Annotated in this window: 13 protein-coding genes; 3 read left to right on the plus strand and 10 right to left on the minus strand. The window is 66.2% G+C overall.

The features are described 5' to 3' along the window. Positions 1–4: 4 nt before the first annotated feature. The 3 genes from U8D42_RS05510 to U8D42_RS29340 form a co-directional block, all read right to left on the minus strand. Positions 5–748 carry a phosphoadenylyl-sulfate reductase gene (locus U8D42_RS05510; RefSeq protein WP_322858963.1) on the minus strand — a complete coding sequence of 248 codons (744 nt, stop codon included), beginning with the start codon at positions 746–748 and terminating at the stop codon, positions 5–7. Beyond that, positions 745–2,424 carry a nitrite/sulfite reductase gene (locus tag U8D42_RS05515; RefSeq protein WP_322858962.1) on the minus strand — a complete coding sequence of 560 codons (1,680 nt, stop codon included), beginning with the start codon at positions 2,422–2,424 and terminating at the stop codon, positions 745–747. Before U8D42_RS05515 ends, U8D42_RS05510 begins: the two co-directional genes overlap by 4 nt. A gap of 110 nt (positions 2,425–2,534) precedes the next feature. Next, positions 2,535–2,627, minus strand: coding sequence for an Ms4527A family Cys-rich leader peptide (locus tag U8D42_RS29340; protein WP_431523822.1), 93 nt, complete (start codon positions 2,625–2,627; stop codon positions 2,535–2,537). A 180-nt stretch (positions 2,628–2,807) separates the two neighbouring features. Here U8D42_RS29340 and hemW point away from each other — a divergent pair, with 180 nt between their 5' ends. Next, the gene (hemW, locus tag U8D42_RS05520; RefSeq protein ID WP_322858961.1) at positions 2,808–3,980 is read left to right on the plus strand and encodes a radical SAM family heme chaperone HemW; all 1,173 of its coding nucleotides are present in this window, start codon (positions 2,808–2,810) and stop codon (positions 3,978–3,980) included. A gap of 3 nt (positions 3,981–3,983) precedes the next feature. Here hemW and U8D42_RS05525 read toward each other — a convergent pair whose 3' ends face one another. The 3 genes from U8D42_RS05525 to U8D42_RS05535 form a co-directional block, all read right to left on the minus strand. Continuing rightward, positions 3,984–5,207 carry a sodium-dependent bicarbonate transport family permease gene (locus U8D42_RS05525; RefSeq protein WP_322858960.1) on the minus strand — a complete coding sequence of 408 codons (1,224 nt, stop codon included), beginning with the start codon at positions 5,205–5,207 and terminating at the stop codon, positions 3,984–3,986. Between the two features lie 219 nt (positions 5,208–5,426). Further along, a complete protein-coding gene (locus U8D42_RS05530; RefSeq protein WP_322858959.1) occupies positions 5,427–6,662 on the minus strand; it encodes a sodium-dependent bicarbonate transport family permease in 1,236 nt (411 codons plus the stop codon). Between the two features lie 286 nt (positions 6,663–6,948). Beyond that, positions 6,949–7,161, minus strand: coding sequence for a hypothetical protein (locus U8D42_RS05535; protein ID WP_085240293.1), 213 nt, complete (start codon positions 7,159–7,161; stop codon positions 6,949–6,951). Between the two features lie 509 nt (positions 7,162–7,670). Between U8D42_RS05535 and U8D42_RS05540 the strand changes: the two genes are divergently transcribed. Then, a complete protein-coding gene (locus tag U8D42_RS05540; protein WP_322858958.1) occupies positions 7,671–9,023 on the plus strand; it encodes a salicylate synthase in 1,353 nt (450 codons plus the stop codon). Between the two features lie 168 nt (positions 9,024–9,191). Further along, the gene (locus U8D42_RS05545; protein WP_322858957.1) at positions 9,192–10,208 is read left to right on the plus strand and encodes an acyl-ACP desaturase; all 1,017 of its coding nucleotides are present in this window, start codon (positions 9,192–9,194) and stop codon (positions 10,206–10,208) included. 16 nt (positions 10,209–10,224) lie between these two features. Here the strand turns inward: U8D42_RS05545 and U8D42_RS05550 are convergent, their stop codons facing one another. Genes U8D42_RS05550 through U8D42_RS05565 form a run of 4 tightly spaced genes read right to left on the minus strand, consistent with a single transcriptional unit; the run spans position 10,225 to position 14,451 of the window. Further along, positions 10,225–11,151, minus strand: coding sequence for a MerR family transcriptional regulator (locus tag U8D42_RS05550; RefSeq protein WP_090420675.1), 927 nt, complete (start codon positions 11,149–11,151; stop codon positions 10,225–10,227). A gap of 3 nt (positions 11,152–11,154) precedes the next feature. After that, entirely contained in the window at positions 11,155–12,645 is a 1,491-nt protein-coding gene (locus U8D42_RS05555; protein ID WP_431523823.1) for a flavin-containing monooxygenase, read from the minus strand. Positions 12,646–12,647: 2 nt separating this feature from the next. Then, positions 12,648–13,568 carry a ferritin-like domain-containing protein gene (locus U8D42_RS05560; RefSeq protein ID WP_322858956.1) on the minus strand — a complete coding sequence of 307 codons (921 nt, stop codon included), beginning with the start codon at positions 13,566–13,568 and terminating at the stop codon, positions 12,648–12,650. Between the two features lie 25 nt (positions 13,569–13,593). Continuing rightward, complete coding sequence (locus U8D42_RS05565) at positions 13,594–14,451, minus strand: SDR family NAD(P)-dependent oxidoreductase (protein ID WP_322858955.1); 858 nt, start codon at positions 14,449–14,451, stop codon at positions 13,594–13,596. Between the last annotated feature and the right edge of the window lie 50 nt (positions 14,452–14,501).

A 14,501-nucleotide genomic window follows, 5' to 3' on the forward strand; every position in this document is an offset into this window, starting at 1 on the left:
TCCGTTACGAGGCGTGCAGCCCGCACTCGGTCTTCGACAACCCCTGCCAGCGCCCACTGCGCGGGTCGGCCCCGGCGAGGGGCTTGGCCGTGCAGGGCGCGCAGCCGATAGACGGGTACCCGTCGTAGACAAGGGGATTGACCAACACGCCGTGCTCGTCGATGTAGTTCTGCATGTCCTCGTCGGTCCACGTCACAAGCGGGTTGATCTTCACCAGCTTGAAGCCCTCGTCGAAGCCGACCACCGGGGCGTTGGCACGCGTTCTCGCCTCGCTGCGGCGTAGGCCGGTCACCCAGGCCGAGTAGCCATTGAGGGCCCGGCGCAGCGGCACGACCTTGCGCAGTCGGCAGCACTCGCCCGGGTCGCGGCCGAACAGGTTCTTCCCCAGCAGCCGGTCCTGGTCGGCCACCGTCTGCTCGGGGGTGATGTTCAGGACGTGGATGTCGTACACCGATTCGACCGCATCCCGGGTCCCGATGGTTTCGGCGAAGTGATAGCCGGTGTCCAGGAAGACCACCGGCACGCCCGGCCGGACCTTGGACGCCAGATCGATCAACACGGCCTCCTGCATGCTGGAAGTCAGCACGTAATTGCAGGTGGCCCAACCGCGCGGCCCGTTGAGTCCGCCGAAAGTCTCATCGGTCCAACGCAGGACCTCGGTGGCGCTGGCGCCCTCGAGCTCCGCGGCGCCACGCGCCGCCAGGTCCCGCAGTTGCGCCTCGGTCCGTTTCGTTGCCTGCCCGCTCATCGTAAATCGTCCTCATCCGCCCGAATCGCCCACTGCGCGAACCGCTCTCCCGCACTGCGGTGTTTGATGAAGTTGCGCACCACCCGATCGATGTAGTCACCCAACTCGTCACTGGTGACCTTGTGCTGGCGCAGCTTCCGCCCGAATCCGCTGTCCAGCCCGAGGCTGCCGCCCAGGTGCACCTGAAAGCCCTCGACCGAGCCCCCATGGCCGTCATCGACCATTTGGCCCTTGAAGCCGATGTCGGCCACCTGAATTCGCGCACAGGAGTTCGGACAACCGTTGATGTTGACCGTGATCGGCACGTCGAGCGCGGCGTTGACGTCCTCGAGCCGGCGTTCCAGCTCAGGTACCAAGACCTGCGCCCTGCCCCGGGTTTCGGCGAACGACAACTTGCAGTATTCGATCCCGCTGCAGGCCATCAGGTTTCGCCGCCAATGGGACGGTTTGGTCTGCAGGCCCAGCGCCGCCAGGCCGGCAAGCACCTCGTCGAGTCTGTCGTCGGCGATGTCGAGGATGACCAGCTTCTGGTAGGGGGTGAACCGGACCCGGTCCGAGCCCGCCCGCTCCATCAGGTCGGCGATCGCCGAGAGGATGGAGCCCGAGACACGGCCGGCGATCGGAGCGGCCCCGACCGCGTTGAGCCCGTTCTTGAGCCGTTGCACCCCGATGTGATCGATCGGATGCGTGAGCGGCTCGGGGGCCGGGCCGTCGATCAGCGGCCGCTTGAGGTACTCCGTTTCGAGCACTTCACGGAATTTTTCTACGCCCCAGTCCTTGATCAGAAACTTCAGCCGGGCCTTGGACCGCAGCCGCCGGTAGCCGTAGTCGCGGAATATCGACGTCACCGCCTCCCAGACCTCGGGCACCTCGTTCAGCGGCACCCACGCGCCGACCCGCTGGGCCAGCATCGGATTGGTGGACAGGCCGCCGCCGACCCAAAGGTCCAGCCCGGGCCCGTGCTCGGGGTGGTTGACCCCGATGAAGGCGATGTCGTTGATCTCGTGCGCGACATCCTGCAGACCCGAGATCGCGGTCTTGTACTTGCGCGGCAGGTCGGCGAAGTCCGGCTTGCCGATGTAGCGGCGCACGATCTCGTCGATCGCCCAGGTGGGGTCGAGCACCTCGTCGAGTGACTCGCCGGCCAGCGGTGACCCCAGGATGACGCGGGGGCAGTCGCCGCACGCTTCGGCGGTCTGCAGGCCGACGTCGGCGAGTCGCCGCCAGATCTCCGGGACGTCTTCGACCTGGATCCAGTGAATCTGCACGTTCTGCCGGTCGGAGATGTCGGCGGTGTCGCGGCCGAATTCGGTCGAAATCTGTCCGACCGTGCGTAACGCGGCGGCCGACAGCGCGCCGCCGTCGCAACGCACCCGCATCATGAAGTACTTGGCTTCGAGCAGATCGGCGTTCTCGTCCCCGGTGAACGTGCCGTCGTAGCCCTGTTCGCGCTGGGTGTAAAGCCCCCACCAGCGGAAGCGGCCGCGCAAGTCACTCTTGTCGATGCTGTCGAAGCCGGCCTTGGCGTAGACGTTCTCGATGCGCTCGCGCACCTCGAGGGGGGCGCCGGCGCGCTTCATCTCCTCGTTGGGGTTGAGCGGGTCGCGGTCTCCCAGCGCCCACTGGCCTTCGTTACGAGCCTTGTTCTGGGATCCGGCGGGTCGGGCTGTGGTCATTGGAAAAGGTCTCCTTGTGGACATCGCAGGCATAGAAGCACAGCTCACCGGTGGTATCGGCGGCGCAGATCCGATGCCAGCTGGACGTACAGGTGGGCGGGTCTACGACATCAAGGGAGACAGCAACAGCTGCAAACACGCTTGAGATCAATGTGCCGCCGCGCCACGAGCGCAATGCGAAGGCTTGCCTCAGCAACGGTCACGCCTCCATTGTGCCACGCCGATGAATGCCGTTGCCAACAGGTCAAAGATCCACTCGCGGTGAGCGGAATTCCCCGATTAAGTTGGCCGGGCCGGCCGGAACACCCGGGAATGTCCCGCCCGCCCGGTCCCCGGCTGATCGACGCGCCCTACCCGGCGGGCGCACCGTGGGATGATTTGGCATGGCACTTCGCGAGGAACGGGTCGAGCTGCCCGATCTGCAGCTCGTCCCCGGGCGGCCGTTCGGGCTGTACATCCATGTTCCGTTCTGCATAACCCGTTGCGGCTATTGCGATTTCAACACTTACACCCCGGCCGAGTTGGGTGGTGTCAACCCCGACGCCTGGCTGGCGGCGCTGCGGACGGAGCTGAAGCTGGCGGCCGAGCGGCTTCCGGGGCCGACGGTGAACACGGTTTTCGTCGGCGGAGGCACACCATCGCTGTTGGGTGGTACCCGGGTGGCGGCGGTGCTGGACATGGTCCGCGAGCATTTCACGCTGGCAAACGACGCCGAGATCACCACCGAGGCCAACCCCGAGTCGGCCTGGCCGGACTTCTTCGACGCCGTCCGCGCGGCCGGCTACACGCGGGTGTCGCTCGGCATGCAGTCGGTGTCACCGACCGTGCTGGGCGTCCTCGACCGCATTCACACCCCCAACCGGTCGGCGGCCGCCGCCCGCGAAGCATTGGAGGCGGGCTTCGAACACGTCAGCCTCGACCTGATCTATGGCACGCCGGGGGAGTCCGACGACGATCTGCTGCGCTCGGTCGACACGGCCGTCGACACCGGCGTCGACCACGTGTCGGCCTACGCGCTGGTCGTCGAGGAAGGCACCGCGCTGGCCCGGCGGGTTCGGCGCGGCGAGTTGGCGGCTCCCGACGACGACGTGCTGGCGCACCGCTATGAGTTGGTCGATGCCCGGCTGTCCGAGGCCGGCATGTCGTGGTACGAAGTGTCCAACTGGTCGCGGCCCGGCGGTGAATGCCGACACAACCTCGGCTACTGGGATGGCGGCCAGTGGTGGGGCGCGGGGCCGGGAGCCCATGGCCATGTCGGCTCCGTGCGGTGGTGGAACGTCAAGCATCCCAACGCCTATGCGGAGGCGCTGGCCGGTGCGGCATTGCCGGTGGGGGGATTCGAGCGGTTGGACGCCGATGCCCTGCACACCGAAGATGTGCTGCTGAAAACCCGACTGCGACAGGGTCTTCCGCGCGAGGTGTTGACTCCCGGCGAACGCGAGCGCGCCGAAGGCGCGGTCGCCGACGGGTTGCTGGTGTCCGACGCCGACCGGTTCGTCCTCACCCCGCGTGGACGGCTGCTGGCCGACGCTGTGGTGCGCACCGTCCTGGGGTAGCGCTCAGCTCGCCGGAAACCATTGCGCGAGTGCGCGATTCATCTCGACGTAGAGCGGGATCCCGATGGTCACGGTGTAGGAGAACGTCAAACCCAGCGCCGCCGCCAGCGGCAGGGTAGGGCTGGCCTCGGGGATGCCCAACCGCTGGACCGCGGGCAGCGTGATGTAGGACGCCGAACTGCACAATACCGCGAACAGGACATAGGTACCCGGCTGAAAGTGGGTGTCGGTGAGGTTCGCGTAGCAGTAGGCGCCAACGATCCCCAGCAACGCAAACACGTTGGGCGCCAACAAACCGAAGACGATGAATCCGCTGCCCGCGAGTTTGAGATCCCGCAACTTGCGCGACGCCGTCATGCCCATCTCGAGCAGGAAAAGGCAGAGCGCACCCTGAAACGCCGCGACGAAGAGCTCGTTCTGGTCGTGCACCACCTTCTGGCCCTGCAGCGCGCCGATGAACCCGATGGCGATACCACCGACGAGCAGGATGAGCCCGGGGTTGAGAAACACCTCCCGCAAGATGGCTCCCGACATCAGTGGCGCCTTGTTGCGCCCCGGGTTGTCCCCATACCACTCGGGATGCTCTTGCTTTTCCAGCGAGAGCTCCAGCTCCTCCTCGATCCCGCGCTCGAGGTCGTCAGCGCCCGGGGCCCCTTCCCGCTGCTCGGCCACCCCCGGCCCCACCGCCACCGGCGCCGTGTAGCCGTCCTCGTCCGGCATGAACCCGGCCTCGTCCATGCCCCGGTGCCGCAGCCGGGCCACCAGGTAGAGCGCGACCAGGCAACCGGGAATCTCCATGAACGCCAGCAGGACCGGCATGTAGGCGTCGAAGGCGATCCGCAGGCCGGTCAGGACGGCGACGCAGGTTGCGAAGGTGCCCGCCGAGTCCGACCCGTAGTAGCCGGCAACCGCCGCCCGGTCGACTCGACGCAGACTGGTCAGGTATCTGAGCAGTAAGTAGGTGAGCGCGCCCACGAGGACATTCAGCGCGAAGCCCAGAGCAACGAACCCGGCGATGTTGTCGATGTCGGCAGGTTTGACTTTCGCCAGTTCCTCACCGCCCTGCCAGCCGATAGCCACCAGCAGGTACATGGTCAGGCCCTGATAGATCACGTACGGGAACTCGAAGCGCACCTTCAGAATCGGGATGAGGAACCCGAAATAGAAGAACAGCAGCAGCGGCTTGAAGAGATTGTGGATGAAGTTCTGCCACAACTCGTAAAGCATGTGCGCCTCCCGGCGACGCAGTCGGGCCCTGCAGGGGGCGGCAACCGACGCGCGGCGTCAAGGAATTTAGTGGAACCCACCGACGCGGTGGACCCGACCCAACCCGTCGTTACGAACAATTAACAACGAGTGGAACCGGGCGCCGGCCGGCGACCCGCCGCAATCCGTGAACGAAGCCGCGGCCCACGATGACCCGGCGATCGCTCGGCCTGGGCGACCCTAGAACCAGTGTGAGATCAGGCGGTTGACCTCGATGTAGAGCGGGATCCCGATGGTGACGTTGTAGGAGAACGTGAGGCCGAGCGATGCCGCCAACGGCAGGGTGGGGCTGGCTTCGGGAATCGCCAGCCGCTGGACGGCGGGGACGGCGATGTAGGACGCGGCGCCACAGAGCACCGCGAAGAGTACGTAGGTTCCCGGCCGGAAATCGGCATGGGTGAGGGAAGAGTAGATGTGGGCGACCAGGATGCCCAGCGGCGCAAAGATGTTCGGGGCCAGCAGGCCGAAGAAGATGAAGCCGGGACCGGCCGTCCGCAGGTCCTTCAGCTTCCGGGAGGCGGTCATGCCCATCTCGAGCAGGAACAAGCAGAGCACGCCCTGGAACGCCAGGACGAAGAACCGGTCGTCGTCGGCGACCACCTTCTGGCCCTGCAACCCACTGACGAGGCCGATGATGATGCCGCCCATGAGCAGGACCAGCCCGGGGTTGAGGAAGACCTCTTGGAACAGCTCCCGCGAGAGGATGGGCGCCCTTTTGCGTGCGGTGTGCGGGCTCGAGTCGGGCTCCCAGTCCGGGTGGTCGAGTTTCTCCAGGGAGAATTCCAGTTCCTGCTCGATTCCGCGCTCGTGTTCGGCCTCCTCGAGGCTCTGTCCGTGCGGGGGCATCGCAGCGGCGCCGGGTCCGACTCCGACCGTGACCGGCGCGGTGTATCCCGGCTCGTCGGCCATGTTCCCGGCCGCGTCCATCCCGCGATGGCGAAGGCGCGCCACAAAGTACAGCGCCACCAGGCAGCCCGGAATCTCCATGACCGCCAACATGACCGGCATGTAGGCGTTGAACGCCATGCCGACCGCCGTCAGGACGGCCACGCAGGTGGCGAACGTGCCCGCCGAGTCCGACCCGTAATATCCGGCGACCGTCGCCCGGTCGATTCGGCGAAGGGAGGTCAGCCAATTCAGCAGCAGGTAGGCGATGCCGCCGATCAAGAAGTTGAGCACGAAGCCCAACACCATGAATCCGACGATCACTCCGACGCTGCCGGCGCTGATCTTGGCGAGTTCCTCGCCACCGTGCCAGCCGATGGCCAGCAGCAGGTACAGCGTCAGACCCTGATAGATCACATAGGGAAATTCGAAGCGCACCTTCAGGATCGGAATGAGGAATCCGAAGTAGAAGAAGAGCAGCAGCGGCTTGAACAGGTTGTGGGTGAAGTTTTGCCAAAACTCTTGCAGCATCCGATGCCTTCCTCCATGAGTGCGGTGATCAGGAAAGCACCGTCCGCAAGCGGAGCCACCACGAACATCCCGACGACCGTGAAAATTTATCCTCGCGGGTGTCAAACCGCCACTCGGATGTGCAGTACGGCGTTTGGGCGTGTCGGAGCGATCCGGGGCGGCCGAAGGCGGCGAAAGCGCTGGTCAGATGCCTACCCGTGGTGATTTCCGGGACGCGGGGCGGCCGCAAGATAGTGGTGGATTTGGCGTGAAAGTGCTGTGTATTTGCTGAGGAGCTGGCGCAGAGTCAGCGATTGGACGAAATCAGCGACGGCCTCACCCCGACGCCCTTTTTCCGGTGCGTCACCGAAAGCCACGCCATTGGCGAGTAATGGGTCGTGATTTCCTCGAAACCGTCGACCCGGGAAACCCTGAGCACACCCGTCTCTTGATTGATCTCGAGCTCGTCCCCGTCGCCGCCCTGGACCTCTTCGCCGTTCGCAAGGCGGATTACGAACATGGTGTTCCTCTCGGCATCGTTGGGCGGTATTCGTCGATCAAGCGGGTTGGTTCACGATGCGCCCGTCGCCCGACGCGGGCTCACGCAACCCTCGAACGTCCGCACTGGAGTTCACGACGCCACTCCTTTACCCGCGCCGACCGAGCTGGCCGACCACCGCACCCACAGGGTCCCGTGGCCAGCGGTTCACGCGGTTAGGCAGTGATTTTAGGAAACGCTCCGTGATCTAGGCGGGGCGCTGTGCGGCCATAACGTAAACGCTCGGGAAACGTTCGGTGTCGCCGATGCCGCCGCGGCGGGGGCTCTGAGGTTCGGCGACGCCCCTCCCCGCCCTCGCCATCTGCGAAAACGGCAGACCGAACCGGGCATCGAGGCTTTGGGGGTGCGCCGCGTGTCGGGGTGGCCCGCGCGTTGATCACAAGCCTCATTCGGGTGGACGGCGGGCCGTGACCGGCGGCGGCGGGGATCGGTTGCGCGCAGTTACATAGGTTAGGCTACATTTACTAATCGTGACCCAGGTCAGCGTTCAGACGAGTTCCGCCGGCTCCGCGTCGTCACCGATTCCGCTTCCCGCTCACGTCGACCCGGCCGACCTGGCCGCCGAGCTGGTCGCGCGGCTGCCCGAGCGGGTGGGCGAGGAATACGTGCTGTATGAGCGCCGTGGCCAATGGGTGCTGGCCAGCGGCGTGCGCGCGATGATCGAGCTGGACAGTGACGAGGTGCGCGTCATCCGAGACGGGGTGACCCGGCGGCAAGAGTGGTCGGGGCGGCCCGGTCCCGTCCTGGGCGAAGCCGTTGACAGGCTGTTGCTCGAGACCGACCATCTCTTCGGTTGGATCGCCTTCGAGTTCGGCGTCTACCGCTATGGGCTGCAGCAGCGGCTGGCGCCACGAACCCCGCTGGCGCGCGTGTTCTGGCCGCGCACTCGCATCGTGGTGACCCGGGAGGAGGTCCAGCTGTTTGGCGCGACGGCGGAGCATCGCGATGCGGTAATCGGCCTGCTGGGCGACGGTGTGCCCGACGCGCGCCAGGCTCGCGCCCTCGACGTTCTCGCCGACCCTTCGGGCTACCGCGATCGGGTGGCGTCGGCCGTCGGCGAGATCGCCGCCGGCCGCTACCACAAGGTGATCCTCTCGCGGCGTCTGGAAATCCCCTTCCCGCTGGACTTTCCGGCCACCTACCGGCTGGGTCGCCGACACAACACCCCGGTGCGGTCATTCTTGTTGCGGCTGGGCGGGATTCGGGTGGTCGGCTTCAGCCCCGAACTCGTCGCGGCCGTCCGTGAGGACGGGATGGTGGTGACTGAGCCCCTGGCGGGTACCCGGGCGCTGGGTCGCGGTGTGGCGCGCGACCGGCAGGCGCGAGACGATCTGGAATCGAATTCCAAGGAGATTGTCGAGCATGCGATTTCGGTGCGGAGCTCGCTTCAGGAGATGACCGAGATCGCCGAATCCGGCACGGTGGCGGTCACCGACTTCATGACGGTGCGGGAGCGCGGGAGTGTGCAGCACCTCGGGTCGACGGTCACCGGGCGGCTGGGTCCGGCGAACGACCGGATGGACGCGCTGGAAGCGCTTTTCCCGGCCGTCACCGCGTCGGGGATCCCGAAAGGTGACGGGGTGGAAGCGATCCTGCGTCTGGACGAGAGCCCGCGCGGGCTGTATTCCGGAGCGGTCGTGATGTTTTCGGCCGACGGCGCCCTGGACGCAGCCTTGACCCTGCGGGCGGCCTACGAACGCGACGGCAAGGCGTGGCTGCGAGCGGGGGCCGGCATCATCGAAGAGTCCACGCCCGAGCGGGAATTCGAAGAGACCTGCGAAAAGCTGTCCACCCTCGCGCCCTATCTGGTGGCGCGCCTTTAACTCGTCTGATCGGTGGCCGGCGAAGGCCTCCGCGGCGCGGTGAGCGCCCTTTTCCGGCATAGGGACCTTTGGCCCTAGTTCGCGTTTTCCCGGCGTGTCATCTTTATGTAACCGCATGACACAGATACATTGTGCGTTACTTGACGGCACACATAACTGGAGGGCTTTGTGTCCAAAGATCTGACAAACCTGCAGCTACTCCACGAGCTGGAGCCTGTGGTCGAGGGTCTGCTCAACCGCCACCTGTCGATGTTCAAAGAGTGGAATCCGCACGACTACGTCCCATGGTCCGACGGCAAGAATTTCTATGCGCTCGACGGTCAGGACTGGGAGCCCGGCGACACCCGACTGCCCGACGTCGCGCAGGTGGCGATGGTGCAAAACCTGCTGACAGAGGACAATTTGCCCGCGTATCACCGCGAGATCGCGATGAACTTCAGCATGGACGGCCCCTGGGGGCAGTGGGTCAACAGGTGGACGGCCGAGGAGGCCAGGCACAGCACGTCGCTGCGCGACTACCTGGTGGTCACCCGCGCCGTCGACCCGGTGGCGTTGGAGAAGCTGCGCATGGAGCAAATGACCCGCGGCTTCAGCCCGGGGCAGAATCAGCAGGGCGACATGTTTGCCGAGAGCCTGTTCGACTCGGTCATGTATGTGTCGTTCCAGGAGCTGGCCACCCGCGTTTCCCACCGCAACACCGGTAAGGCCTCTCAGGACCCCATCGCCGAGCGGCTGATGGCCAGGGTGTCCCACGACGAGAACCTGCACATGATCTTCTACCGGGACGTCAGTGCGGCGGGTCTGGACATCGCCCCGAACCAGGCGATGAAGTCGGTGCACCGGATCCTGCGCAACTTCAAGATGCCCGGGTTCACGGTGCCGGAGTTCCGGCGCAAGGCGGTGGTCATCGCCGTCGGCGGCGTCTACGACCCCCGCATCCATCTCGACGAAGTGGTGATGCCGGTGCTCAGAAACTGGCGCATCTTCGAACGCGAAGACTTCAGCGGCGATGCCGCGCGGATGCGCGACGACCTCGCGGTGCTGGTCAAGGAGCTCGAGCAGGCCTCCGACAAATTCGAGGAATCCAAGCATCGCTATCTCGAGCGCGAGGCCCGCAAGACCGAGAAGATCACCGCCAGGAAGGTGCTCGAAACGGAGGGGCGGCTGACCCTGAGCGGACACTGACGCCGGAGCCTCACGCTCAGGCCGACGAGCTGGACTCCAGGTAGTCGGAGAGGATGCGGCTCACCAGCGACTCGATGTTGGACTCGATCGACGACGCGAGTGTGGCGGTAACCGTGGCGACGGCTTGGGTCCGGAAACGCACCAGCATGGTGATCAACTCGGCGATCTCGGCATCCGCCGGAAGCGGTTCGCCGGGCTTGATGCGACCCAGCACGTGCTCGGCCCCGGCGCGCACCAGCAGGTCGCTGATCTTGTCGATCTCCGGCACGATCTGCTCGTGTAAGTCGATCAGCTTTTCCAATTCGACGCCGTAGCTGCGGATTTCGTTGAACGCTTCGATCAGCTTCGGGCGGGTCACGGTGGCGTTGCCCCCGTCGACCCGGACAACCTGCAGCGCCACCAGGCGATCGAAGGCCTCCGGGTCGTCGACGAGTCGCTGAGCGTCGACAAGCGGCATGGTCTCCGGTTTCTCGGTGGTCCAGGTGCCCACGATCGCCGTTTCCAGGCCGAGCACGTCACCCAGGTTCTTGCCTTCTTCCCAGGCGCTGAGCATTTCGCGTACGTGCGCGATGGTGTATCCGCGGTCCAGCATCGAGGTGATCAGCCGCAGCCGGGTCAGATGGGTGTCGTTGAACAGGGCGATGCGACCGACGCGCAACGGCGGGGGGAGCAGCCCGCGGTCGCGATAGACCCGGATGTTGCGGGTCGTGGTGCCGGCCAACCGGGCCAGGTCGTCGATCCGGTATTCACCGGATGCGGGGTCGCCGTGGGGATGGCGGACCGCCGCGTCGAAAAGTTGCGAGACCGCCGTCTCGATCAATTGCCGGTATTCCCGCGACTGGCGCCGGACGCGCTTGGGCGCGCGCCGCACGTTGTGCAGCACGCTGGCGATCGTGCCGGGTTCGGTTTTTGACGAACGGTCGAGCGGGCGGTCGGGTGCCATGTGTCAGCCCGACGAGACGGCAGACGCGCGCCGCGCCACCGCTTGGTAATCCTGGTAGCGGAAATCCCTCATCTGGCGAAGATACTGCGTCGCGAAACCCGGGTACATCGAGCCGTTGTATCCGTCCTCGGTGAGGTACCAACTGCGGCAGCCGGACATCCACGTCGTCTTCGTCAGGCGGCGCTGAATGTCGTCGTTGTGGCGGCGCTGGGCGTCTTCCCGCACGTCGAGATAGCGCAGGTCGTCGTCGAGGATGGCGGTGATGCCACGCACCGCGTACTCCAGCTGACCCTCGATGTAGACCAGCAAGGAGTTGTGGCCCGGCCCGGAGTTGGGTCCGGTCATCACGAACAGGTTCGGATACCCGTGCACGTTGATGCTCTTGTAAGCCTGTGCGCCGCCGGCCCATTCGTCGGCCAGGGACCGACCGCCGAGCCCGGTGATCGCCAACGGTGGTCCGGTCAGATGGACGTCGTAGCCGGTGGCGAACACGATGCAGTCGAGGTGGTGCTCGATGCCGTCGCTGGTGCGGATGCCGGCCGGACTCAGGGTGGCGATCGGCCAGTCGATCAGCTTGCAGTTGTCGCGCTGCAGGGCGGGGTAGTAGTCACTGGAGACCAGCATGCGCTTGCACCCCGGGCGGAAGTCCGGCGTCAGCTGGCGCCGCAGCCACGGGTCCTTCACCTGCGCCCGCAGGTGTGCCCGCCCCAGGCGCGCGGCCACCGAGGTCAGCGGCGTGTCCCACACCAGCGCGGTGGCGCTGGCCTCGTGTCCCCAGAACAGGGCCTGACGCGCAAGGTGCTGGGCGGCAGGGACTTTCGCGAACAGGGCCTGCACGGCCGGCGGGGTGGCGGTGTCCAGGCGCGGCAACACCCAGCAGGGCGTGCGCTGGAACACCTTGACGAACCCGGCTTGCTTCACCAACTCGGGGATGATCTGGATCGCGCTGGCGCCGGTGCCGATCACGGCCACCCGCTTGCCCGCGAAATCGTAGCCGTGGTCCCAGCGGGCGCTGTGCACCTTGTGTCCGCGATAGCTGTCCAGGCCGCGAATGTCGGGAAAGCTCACGTCCGACAGCGGGCCGGAGGCCAGCACGACGGTGCGCGCGCGGAATCGCTTGCGGCCCCTGGTGGTTGCGGTCCAGACCCCGGCAGCCTCGTCGAAGGCCAGGCCGCTGACCTCCTGGCCGAATCGGATGTGGCGGCGGATGTCGAATCTGGTCGCCATGTCCTCGAGGTGCCGGCAGATCTCCGGGGCGGGGGAGTAGGTGCGCGACCAGGCCGGGTTCTTGACGAACGAATACGAGTACAGCAGCGAGGGGACGTCGCAGCTGGCGCCGGGATAGGTTGTGTCGCGCCAGGTTCCGCCGACCCGGTCACCGCGTTCCAGGATCACGATGTCGTCGACCCCGGCGTCGGCCAATCGGATGGCCGCGCCCAGTCCGGTGAAGCCGGCCCCGATGATGAGCACCGCGTGGGCGCGGTCGGTTGTCATGGTCAGGCCGCCGGCTTGTAGGTGAGTTCCTTGAACCAGCTGGGCACGGGCCTCAGCAGCGTCTTGGGGTAACGGTCGGACAGCCAGACCATCGAACCGGCCAGGAGCTGATAGGGATGCCGCGGATTGACGACCATGGCGCCATGCCGCTTGAGGAGCTGGTAGGTGGGCACTCGCCAGGTGTGTTCCCCGCGCTCGCCGAGCTGCTTGAACCGCTTGACCGCGTTGTTCAGCCGCTCGGGCTCCAGTCCCATCTCGGCCATCTCGCCGTAGATGCGTTTGAGCAGCGGAACGTACATGAGCATGCCGATGATGAGGCCCGGGGATGCCGTGCGGCCGACGAGTTCGATGGCCAGTCGGCGCGCCCTGGCGTGTCCGATCAGGTCGAGCACCTCGAAATCGACTGCGATGTGCCGCGATTCATCGTTGTTGATCTTCTCGAACACCTGGTGGCACACCGGGTCTTCCACGGTGTCGAGCAAAAACTTCAGCAGCGCACCGTCGAGGGCCACCTCCAGCATCGGGATGACGGTGCCCAGCACGGACAGCGGCATGCTGTCGGCGAACACGTCGAGCCACTCGATGGACAGCCGGATGTTGACGTTCGGCTCGGGTAGTTCCCCGTCGTCGAGCATCCCCCAGCGCTTCATGAGCGCCATCTCGGCGTTGGCGTGGCGCTGCTCCTCGGCGTGGAAGTAGCGGTAAATCTCCGCCAGCGTGGGGTCGGGCGCCTTCTTGGCCAGCGCGGCGAATCCGCGGGCGCCGACGTTCTCGATCCAGCAGAGGTCGGCCATGAAGGCCTTGAGTTTGGGGCGGAATTCGTCCCGGATGGTCTCGGCGCCGGGCGCGCCCCAGTCGATGTCGGCGAGCGCCCATTGGCGATCCTTGATCTTGGCGAGCATGGCTTCCATGTCGATGGCCACCGGGAGCTCCTTTGCGTCGGGTGGATCAGGGCAGGTTGATGCGGGAGATCAGGCCGGCCGCACGCGTATAGGCCTGCGGGGCCATGCGTTTGACACTCCAGCCGATCTTGGCGTCGAGTTGCGGCATGCAGTACAGCTCGCCGCGGTCGTGGGCGTCCAGGCAGATCCGCGCGACCTTGTCCGCCGAGAATCCGGTCCAGCGCATCAGCTTGTTGGCCAGCTCGCTGGATTCCTCGCTGATGCGCCCGGACTCGATGATGTTGGTCTTCACGAAGGTCGGGCACAGCACGGTGACTCTCACCCGAGTGCCGGCCAGTTCGGCGGCCAGGGTCTCGGACAGGGAGAGCACCCCGGCCTTGCTGACGTTGTAGGCGGCCATGCCCGGGGCCGCACCGAACGCCGCCGCGGAGGCGACGTTGATGATGCCGCGGGGTGCCTGCGAGCGACCTGCTTCCCGCAGGATCGGGGTGAACACGTGGCAGCCGTGGATCGGACCCCACAAATTGATGCCCAGCGTCCACACCCAATCGTCCAGCGGCGCATCGCCGATGGCCGCGCCGCCGGCGCCGACCCCGGCGTTGTTGATCACCAGCGTGGGCGGCCCCGAAAACCACTCCTGTGACCGCTCGGCCAGCGCCTGGACGTCGTCGAATTTTGAGACGTCACACCGGATCGCGATGGCCCTGGCGCCCTGTTCGAGGATCGCGTCGGCTGTATCGTGGGCCGCGGTTTCGTCGATGTCACTGCAGACGACCGCGCCGCCGCGGCGCCCGAGCTCGACGGCGAACGCCGCACCGATGCCGCTTCCGGCGCCGGTCACCACCGCCGACGCGCCGCGGCTGGTCTTGGATCTGCCCAGCAGCCAGTCCACGGGTCCGACCATGTCAGTGGACCTCCTCGATGCCGCGGGACCGCAACGACCCGCGGGCCGGA

It is taken from the genome of Mycobacterium europaeum (assembly GCF_034555895.2).
Taxonomy (GTDB): Bacteria; Actinomycetota; Actinomycetes; order Mycobacteriales; family Mycobacteriaceae; genus Mycobacterium; species Mycobacterium europaeum.

Bases quoted from the DNA above. Each gene is read 5' to 3' on its own strand.
- U8D42_RS05510 (WP_322858963.1), bottom strand. From the start codon at position 748: ATGAGCGGGCAGGCAACGAAACGGACCGAGGCGCAACTGCGGGACCTG.
- U8D42_RS05515 (WP_322858962.1), bottom strand. From the start codon at position 2,424: ATGACCACAGCCCGACCCGCCGGATCCCAGAACAAGGCTCGTAACGAA.
- hemW (WP_322858961.1), top strand. From the start codon at position 2,808: ATGGCACTTCGCGAGGAACGGGTCGAGCTGCCCGATCTGCAGCTCGTC.
- U8D42_RS05525 (WP_322858960.1), bottom strand. From the start codon at position 5,207: ATGCTTTACGAGTTGTGGCAGAACTTCATCCACAATCTCTTCAAGCCG.
- U8D42_RS05530 (WP_322858959.1), bottom strand. From the start codon at position 6,662: ATGCTGCAAGAGTTTTGGCAAAACTTCACCCACAACCTGTTCAAGCCG.
- U8D42_RS05535 (WP_085240293.1), bottom strand. From the start codon at position 7,161: ATGTTCGTAATCCGCCTTGCGAACGGCGAAGAGGTCCAGGGCGGCGAC.
- U8D42_RS05550 (WP_090420675.1), bottom strand. From the start codon at position 11,151: ATGGCACCCGACCGCCCGCTCGACCGTTCGTCAAAAACCGAACCCGGC.
- U8D42_RS05555 (WP_431523823.1), bottom strand. From the start codon at position 12,645: ATGACAACCGACCGCGCCCACGCGGTGCTCATCATCGGGGCCGGCTTC.
- U8D42_RS05565 (WP_322858955.1), bottom strand. From the start codon at position 14,451: ATGGTCGGACCCGTGGACTGGCTGCTGGGCAGATCCAAGACCAGCCGC.